The sequence below is a fragment of the Ideonella sp. B508-1 genome (assembly GCF_000333615.1).
Lineage (GTDB): Bacteria > Pseudomonadota > Gammaproteobacteria > Burkholderiales > Burkholderiaceae_C > Ideonella.
In genome coordinates this window covers 1-8,299 of record NZ_BADL01000057.1, presented here as the reverse complement: position 1 = coordinate 8,299, position 8,299 = coordinate 1, and the positions used below count along the sequence as shown (strand labels likewise).

Sequence of the window (8,299 nt, the reverse complement as noted above, 5' to 3'; positions counted from 1 at the left end):
ACCCAGTTGATGTGATGCCCGCCCAGGGTGATGAACTGGTACTTGTAGCCCAGCGCCGACAGCTCGTCCTGGAAGCGGGCGATGGTGCGGTCGTCCAGATTCTTCTTCCAGTTGAAGGACGGCGAGCAGTTGTAGCTCAGCAGCTTGCCCGGGCAGGCGGCGTGCACGGCCTGCGCGAACTCACGGGCAAAGCCCAGGTCCGGCGTGCCGGTTTCGCACCACACCAGATCGGCGTAGGGCGCATAGGCCACGCCGCGGCTGATGGCCTGCTCCAGGCCGTTCTTGACGCGGTAGAAGCCTTCCTGGGTGCGCTCGCCGGTGCAGAAGGGCTTGTCGTTGGCGTCGTGGTCGCTGGTCAGCAGGTTGGCGGCTTCCGCGTCGGTACGGGCCAGGATCAGGGTGGACACGCCCATGGTGTCGGCAGCGAAACGCGCGGCGATCAGCTTCTCGATGGCTTCCTGGGTCGGCACCAAGACCTTGCCACCCATGTGGCCGCACTTCTTCACGGCGGCCAGTTGGTCTTCGAAGTGCACGCCCGCGGCACCGGCGGCGATCATGTTCTTCATCAGTTCGAAGGCGTTCAGCACGCCGCCGAAACCGGCTTCCGCATCGGCCACGATGGGCAGGAAGTAGTCGACGAAGCCTTCGTCGCCGGGGTTCACACCACGCGACCACTGGATCTCGTCGGCGCGCTTGAAGGTGTTGTTGATGCGGCGGACCATGGTGGGCACCGAGTCGTAGGCGTACAGCGACTGGTCGGGGTACATGGTTTCGGAGGTGTTGCCGTCGGCGGCGACCTGCCAGCCCGACAGGTACACGGCCTCCAGGCCCGCCTTGGCCTGCTGCATGGCTTGACCGGCGGTGATCGCGCCGAAGGCGTTCACGTAGCCCTTCTTGGCGCCGCCGTTGACCTTCTCCCACAGCTTCTTGGCGCCGGCCTGGGCCAGGGTGTACTCGGGCTGCAGGCTGCCGCGCAGACGCACCACGTCCGCGGCGCTGTAGCCACGCTTCACGCTCTTCCAGCGGGGGTTCTCAGCCCAATCCTTTTCCAGGGCGGCAATTTGCTGTTCGCGGGTCAGTCGGGTCATCTCAAGCTCCTCAAAAAAGATCCATGAAAAGGGGAACACGTTGGAGAGAAGCGTACGCCCGTGCCGTCGGCCGAGAAAGACTTATGTCTTATATAAGACCAAATTTCTTTCAATTAAAAATCAATAGCTTACCTTGACAATTTCTCAATGCGGAACGAATTTTTCCGTGATGAAAAATTTTGCTGCACTGCAAGAGCGTCAAATTTCACGATGTGGAGTGAACAGCCCGCATGACGGAAAAGCACCGCACGAGCGGGTCCTCTCACGGCGACCGGCTCCGCTTGGCTAACATCCGCCCCGCACAGCCCGCCTCAGGATGGCCAAGGCGCTGTGCATCCCCCCGGAGACACACATGTCCGGATTCCCCTATCTCACCCAAAGCGGCTTCATCGGTGCCGCACCCGCCCAACAACAGCCCTTCGCCATCGCCGGCATCCCCTGGGATGGCTCGGTGACCAACCGCCCCGGGGCCCGTTTCGGGCCACGGTCCATCCGCCAGGCCAGCCAGATGCTGTGCGACGCCACCCACCCTCTGTTCGATGTCTCCCCCATCGACCGGCTGGGCGATCTGGGCGACCTGGATCTGCCCAACACCGGCATCGAGGCCATGCGCGCCGCCCTGGCGCCGCTGCTGCCCACCCTGCTGGAGAAGCACCACATGATCTGGCTGGGCGGAGACCATTCCATCACCCTGCCGCTGCTGCGGGCCTACCGCGAGCACTTCGGCGAGCCGCTGGCGGTGATCCACTTCGACGCCCACTGCGACACCTGGGAAGATCACTTCGGCGAGCCCAGTGGCCATGGCACCTGGGTCTACGAAGCCATCCAGGAAGGCCTGGCGCGGGCCGACTGCTTCACCCAGATCGGCATCCGCTCCTCCGGCGTGCGCGAGGCCCGCGAGTACGTGCAGGACCAGGGCGGCCAGATCTTCACCGCCCGGGCCCTGCGCGGTCTGGAGAGCCCGGCCCAGCTGGCGCCGATGCTGCACAGCATCCGCCAGCGTCTGGCGGACTGTGGCCACCCGCCGCTGTACCTCAGCCTGGACATCGACTGCCTGGACCCGGCCTTTGCGCCTGGCACCGGCACGCCCGAACCGGCCGGCCTGAGCAGCAACCAGGTCTTCACCATCCTGGAAGAACTGGCGGACCTGCCCTTTGTCGGGATGGACTGCGTGGAGGTGGCGCCCCCATACGACCACGCCGAGCTGACCAGCCTGGTGGCGGCACAGCTGGTGTGGACCTACCTCTGCGGACGCCTGGCTTCGCGGCGCCCCTGAGTCCCGGCGGGGTTGATCCGGCGCAAGTCGGGTCGCCCCCCGCCGAGAACAATGGACCTCACCGCATCCCTTGCGACGAAGGAGGTCCCCATGGCGCATACCCTTCCCACACCGCTGCCCGTGCGCGCGACTCGACGGGGGGCGCTGCCTCCCATCGAGCGCCTGGAAGGCACCCATCACCGCATGATGTTGACGCTGCAGGATCTGGAGACCCTGGTGCGCCGCCTGGAGACCGAGGGGGTGGACGAGACTGCGCAGACCCTGGCCGGCGGCATCCACCGCTTCTTCGAAGAGGTCGGGCGCACCCACCACGACGAAGAAGAGCGGCACATCTTCCCGGTCCTGCTGGCCAGCGGTGATGCCCTGCTGGCGGAACAGGTCGCCCAGCTGCGCCAGGACCATGGCTGGATCGAACAGAACTGGCGCGAGCTCAGTCCGCTGCTGGACGCCCTCTCCCAGGGCCACACCTGGGTGGACGTGGATCTGCTGCGCGCCATGATCGAGGTGTTCACCCAGCTGCACCACGAGCACATCGCCCTGGAAGAGTCGATGGTCTACCCCGAGGCGCGCCGCCGCGAGGCCGAGGCCCGCACCCAGACGGCCCAGCGCCGCGCCCACTGGGCGCAGGAAGCCGCCTGAGCGCCCCTGCCCCGCGCTTCAGAGCGGCAGCTTGGTGGTCTTCTTGACGGTGCGCAGCACCAGGATGGAATTCGAGCGCTCGACGCCGGGCAGGCGCATCAGCACCTCGGTGTGGAAGCGCTCGAGGTCCTCGGCATCCCGGTAGGTGAAGCGGATCAGGTAGTCATTGGCGCCGGCCACGTAGTAGCAGTCCAGCACCGAGGGCTCGTCCCGCACCGCCTGCTCGAAGGCCTCCAGCAGGTTGTTGCTCATGGACTCCAGGTTCACGATGGTGAAGCTGGTGCCGTGCTGCCCCACGGCCTTGGCATTGAGCAGCGCGACGTACTGGGAGATGACGCCCTCGTCTTCCAGTTGCTTGACGCGCCGCAGACAGGCCGAGGGGGACAGATGCACCCGCTGGGCAAGCTCCACGTTGGAGAGCCGGCCGTCGTCCTGCAGCTCATCCAGGATGGCGCGGTCCATCGCATCCAATTGCGGTGTTTTGGCAGTACTTCGCATAATATTTCTCTGTCACTAATATACGTCGCACAAAATTGCGCGATACAGGGTTCTTCCCGCATCAAGGCGCAAGCACATTGCGCGCCTGCCTGGGTAGACTCATTTCCCAAGACGCACCCACAACAACACCGCGTCAACTCACCGCTCGAACCGAACCCGATCATCCCGAGGAACTGCCTAGCGCCCACCGTATGAGCTTTCTGAGCGTCGACCAAGATCTCGCCCGCGATTCCTATTACGCCGCCACGGCCCAGCGCAATGCGCGCTTTGCCCCGCTGGATGGCTCCTCCGACTGTGATGTCGCCGTGGTGGGAGGCGGTCTTGCCGGCCTGACGGCCGCTCTGGACCTGGCCCGCATGGGACACCAGGTGACGCTGCTGGAAGCCAAGCAGGTGGGCTGGGGTGCCAGCGGCCGCAACGGCGGCCAGGCCATCCACGGTCTGGCCTGCGACCAGTCGGTGATCGAAGACCAGCTCGGGCTCGACGATGCCCGTCGCGTCTGGTCCATGTCCCTGGAGGCGCTGGAACTGCTGCAGACGCGCATGCAGCAATTCCAGATCGACGCCGAATGGCGCCAGGGCTATATCGGCGTGGCCACCAACGCCCGCAAGGGTGCCGAGCTGATGCAGTGGGCCGACCGCATGGCCCAGGTCTACCAGGCCGAATTCACCCGCATCCCGGCTGCCGACATGTCCCGCTGGGTGGCCAGCCCGCGCTACCACAGCGGCCTGTACGACCCGCAGTCCGGGCACCTGCACCCGCTCAAGTACGCGCTGGGCATCGCCCGCGCCGCGGCGGCCGCGGGGGTGCGCATCCATGAGGAAACGCCCGTCACCGCGCTGGAGACCGGCCCGGTCATCACCCTGCGCACCGCCCGCGGCACGCTGCGCGCCAAGAAGGTGCTGCTGGCCGGCAATGTCTACCTGCAGGGTGTGGCCGAGCCCCTGGAGCGCCGCATCATGCCGGTCGGCACCTACATCGTCTGCTCCGAGGCCATGGACCCGGCCCTGGCCGACAGCCTGATCCCGACCCGCTCGGCGGTGTGCGACACCAACTTCGTGCTGGACTACCTGCGCACCACCAACGACCACCGCATGCTCTACGGCGGCCGGGTGAGCTACAGCACGGTCACCCCGCCCAACTTGGCCGAGAGCATGCGTCGCCGCATGGTGCAGACCTTCCCGCAGCTCAAGGACGTGAAGGTGCAGTACGCCTGGGGTGGCTTCGTGGACATCACGATGAACCGCGCGCCGGACTTCGGACGGCTGCGCGACAACCTCTATTACCTGCAAGGCTTCTCCGGCCACGGGCTGGCGCTGACCGGCCTGGCCGGCCGCCTGGTGGCCGAGGCGATGAACGGCGACGCCAGCCGCTTTGACGTCTTCGCCCGGCTGAAGCACCATGATTTCCCAGGGGGCCGCCTGCTGCGCACGCCTGCGCTGGTGCTCGGCATGGCCTGGTACCGCCTGCGCGACCTGCTGGGGTGACACGGACCATGAACGACATGACTGAGACCGCCTCGATCGCAGCGACCACCACGGCCGCCGCTCCCCGCAAACCCCTGGTGCTGGTGCCGGCGTGCAACCGCATGCTGGGCGAACATCCCTTCTACATCGCCGGCAAGAAGTACCTGGACGCCGTGCGTCTGGCCGGCGCCACCCCGCTGATCGTGCCCTCGGCAGACGCGGCGGAGATCGAGGTACTGCTGGACCTGGCCGATGGCGTGCTGCTCACCGGCTCGCCCTCCAATGTCCACCCCAGCCACTTCGGCGAAGAGGTGCACAACCCGGCCCTGCCGCTGGACCCGGCCCGGGACAGCTGGACCCTGCCGCTGATCCGCCGTGTGTTGGCCCTGGGCATTCCGCTGTTCGGCATCTGCCGCGGCACGCAAGAGACCAACGTCGCCCTGGGCGGCTCGCTGTACCAGGCGGTGCAGGAGGTCGAGGGCCACGATGACCACCGTGCCCCCGAGGGCCAACCCGCCGCCGTGCAGTACGGCCCGGCCCACCCGGTACAGGTGGTGCCTGGTGGCGTGCTGGAGCAGGTGGTGGGCGCAGGCGCCTTCCAGGTCAATTCGGTCCACGGACAAGCCGTCAAGCAACTGGCGCCGGGACTGCGGGTGGAAGCCCGCGCCCCCGACGGACTGGTGGAGGCCTTCTCGGTCGCCGACGCCCCAGGCTTCAGCCTGTGCGTGCAGTGGCACCCGGAATGGCTGGCGGCCGACAACCCGCAATCGGTGGCCATGCTCACCGCCTTCGGTCAGGCCTGCCAGGCCTACCAGATGGGCAAGGCCCAGGAGAGTCACCGGGCACCGCACCGTTGAGGTGATCGGCGCCCTCCGGCGGCAGGCCGGAACCGACCGGGGCCCGCGCGGCCCGGCGCCTGACCCCAGGCGGCAATCCGTGCGTCACGTTTCAGAAGCAGGTGCCTCATGGCCAGCAAAGAACATTTCAATTTCCTCGAGCTGGAAAACTGGCTCAACCAACATCACGTCACCGAGATCGAATGCCTGGTGCCCGACCTGACCGGTGTGGCCCGCGGCAAGATCCTGCCCCGCGAGAAGTTCACCGAAGACCGCGGCATGCGGCTGCCCGAGGCCGTGGTGGCCATGGGCGTGACCGGCGAGTTCCCTGAAGAGGGACCGTACTACGACGTGATCAGCCCCATGGACCACGACATGCACCTGCGGCCGGACCCGGCCACCGTGCGCATCGTGCCCTGGGCCACCGACCCCACCGCCCAGGTGGTGCACGACTGCTACGACCGCGACGGCAAGCTGGTGCCCTTCGCCCCCCGCTCGGTGCTGCGCCGCGTTTGCGACCTGTTCGCCGCCGAGGGCTGGGACCCGGTGGTGGCGCCGGAGCTGGAGTTCTACCTGGTGGCCCGCAACACCGACCCCGACATGCCGCTGAAGCCGCCGGTGGGACGCAGCGGCCGCTCGGAAACCTCGCGCCAGGCCTACTCCATCGACGCGGTCAACGAGTTCGACCCGCTGTTCGAGGACATCTACGACTACTGCGACAAGATGGAGCTGAACGTGGACACGCTGATCCACGAAATCGGCGCCGGTCAGATGGAGATCAACTTCTTCCACGCCCACCCGCTGGGCCTGGCCGACGAAGTCTTCTTCTTCAAGCGCACGGTGCGCGAGGCCGCGCTGCGCCACGACATGTTCGCCACCTTCATGGCCAAGCCCATCGCTGGCGAGCCGGGTAGCGCCATGCACATCCACCAGAGCGTGGTGAACACCAAGACCGGCCGCAACCTGTTCAGCAACGAGGACGGCAGCCCCAGCCAGGAGTTCTTCTGGTACATCGGCGGCCTGCAGAAGTACATCCCCGCGGCCATGGCCCTGTTCGCCCCCTATGTGAACAGCTACCGCCGCCTGGCCCGCTTCACCGCCGCGCCCATCAACATCCAGTGGGGCATCGACAACCGCACCGTGGGCATCCGCTCGCCCATCTCCTCGCCGGCCGCGCGCCGCATCGAGAACCGCGTGATCGGCGCCGATGCCAACCCCTACGTCGCCCTGGCCGCCACGATGGCCTGCGGCTACCTGGGCATCAAGAACAAGGTGCAGCCCTCGCCCGAGTGCAAGGGCGACGCCTACCTGGGCGATTACCAGCTGCCGCGCAGCCTGGGCGAAGCCCTGGAACTGCTGCGCGCCGAGAAGGACCTGGCCAGTGTGCTGGGTGAAGCCTTCGTCACGGTCTACACCGAGGTGAAGGAGATCGAGCACGCCGAATTCATGAAGGTGATCTCGCCCTGGGAACGCGAGCACCTGCTGCTGCATGTGTAAGGCCCCCACGCTCCCTGCCGGTCGCTGCCCCCCGAGGGGACGCCGGCAGCGGACCGGCCAAGCCGGATCCGCGCCAGGAGCTTGATGCGCTTCGCGCCAATCCCCGACATCAAGGAAAGTCCATGCAAAACAACATCGTCATCCAGGCCCCCGCTCAGGCCACCCGCCGCAGCACCCGTGAATGGCAGCAGGCCGACGCGGCGCACTTCCTGCATCCCTTCACCGACACGGCCGCGCTGGCCAAGAAGGGCGCGCGCATCATCACCAAGGCCGAGAACATCTACCTCTGGGACAGCGAGGGTCACAAGATCCTCGACGGCATGAGCGGCCTGTGGTGCGTGAACACCGGCTACAGCCAGCCTTCGCTGATCGAGGCGGCCAACCGCCAGATGAAGGAGCTGCCCTACTACAACGCCTTCTTCCAGACCTCGACCATCCCGGCCATCGAGCTGGCCGAGCTGCTGGCCCAGGTCACGCCGCCGCAGTTCAAGCATGTGTTCTACGGCACCTCGGGCTCGGAGAGCAATGACACGGTGGTGCGTCTGGTGCGCCACTACTGGGCCCTGCAAGGCCAGCCGGAGCGCCAGGTCATCATCGCCCGCAAGAACGGCTACCATGGTTCCACCATGGCCGGCGCCTCGCTCAGCGGCATGGCCTACATGCACGCCCAGGGCGGCCTGCCGATCCCCAACATCACCCACATCCAGCAGCCCTTCTGGTACGAGCTGGGCGGCGACATGAACCCGGACGAGTTCGGCAAGGTGGCTGCGGGCTGGCTGGAGGAACGCATCCTGGAAGTCGGCCCCGAGAAGGTCGCGGCCTTCATCGGCGAACCGATCCAGGGCGCCGGCGGCGTGATCATTCCGCCCAAGACCTACTGGCCCGAAATTCAGCGCATCTGCGACAAGTACGGCATCCTGCTGGTGTCCGACGAGGTCATCTGCGGCTTCGGTCGCACCGGCAACTGGTTCGGCTGCGAGACCATGGGCAGCAAGCCCG

At 66.7% G+C, this 8,299-nt stretch carries 8 protein-coding genes; 6 read left to right on the top strand and 2 right to left on the bottom strand.

Features of this window, described 5'->3' with window-relative positions; translation table 11 throughout:
* Positions 1-1,088: isocitrate lyase (gene aceA, locus I73_RS02705; protein ID WP_022979212.1), on the bottom strand; the 1,088-nt coding region annotated here is incomplete at its 3' end.
* A gap of 352 nt (positions 1,089-1,440) precedes the next feature.
* Here aceA and speB point away from each other — a divergent pair.
* Entirely contained in the window at positions 1,441-2,364 is a 924-nt protein-coding gene (speB, locus tag I73_RS02700) for an agmatinase (protein ID WP_026096232.1), read from the top strand.
* Positions 2,365-2,454: 90 nt separating this feature from the next.
* A complete protein-coding gene (locus I73_RS02695) occupies positions 2,455-3,003 on the top strand; it encodes a hemerythrin domain-containing protein (RefSeq protein ID WP_051048947.1) in 549 nt (182 codons plus the stop codon).
* An 18-nt stretch (positions 3,004-3,021) separates the two neighbouring features.
* On the opposite strand, the gene I73_RS02690 is transcribed toward I73_RS02695, so the two are convergent.
* Positions 3,022-3,465 carry an Lrp/AsnC family transcriptional regulator gene (locus I73_RS02690; RefSeq protein WP_374701937.1) on the bottom strand — a complete coding sequence of 148 codons (444 nt, stop codon included), beginning with the start codon at positions 3,463-3,465 and terminating at the stop codon, positions 3,022-3,024.
* 227 nt (positions 3,466-3,692) lie between these two features.
* Here I73_RS02690 and I73_RS02685 point away from each other — a divergent pair, with 227 nt between their 5' ends.
* From I73_RS02685 to I73_RS02670, 4 genes are all read left to right on the top strand, one after another.
* Positions 3,693-4,988 (top strand): FAD-binding oxidoreductase, encoded by a 1,296-nt coding sequence (locus I73_RS02685; RefSeq protein WP_022979208.1) that lies wholly within the window; start codon positions 3,693-3,695, stop codon positions 4,986-4,988.
* A gap of 17 nt (positions 4,989-5,005) precedes the next feature.
* Complete coding sequence (locus tag I73_RS02680; protein ID WP_051048945.1) at positions 5,006-5,824, top strand: gamma-glutamyl-gamma-aminobutyrate hydrolase family protein; 819 nt, start codon at positions 5,006-5,008, stop codon at positions 5,822-5,824.
* 108 nt (positions 5,825-5,932) lie between these two features.
* Positions 5,933-7,300 carry a glutamine synthetase family protein gene (locus I73_RS02675; protein ID WP_022979206.1) on the top strand — a complete coding sequence of 456 codons (1,368 nt, stop codon included), beginning with the start codon at positions 5,933-5,935 and terminating at the stop codon, positions 7,298-7,300.
* 122 nt (positions 7,301-7,422) lie between these two features.
* A partial coding sequence (locus I73_RS02670) for an aminotransferase class III-fold pyridoxal phosphate-dependent enzyme (RefSeq protein WP_022979205.1) occupies positions 7,423-8,299 on the top strand: 877 nt, incomplete at its 3' end.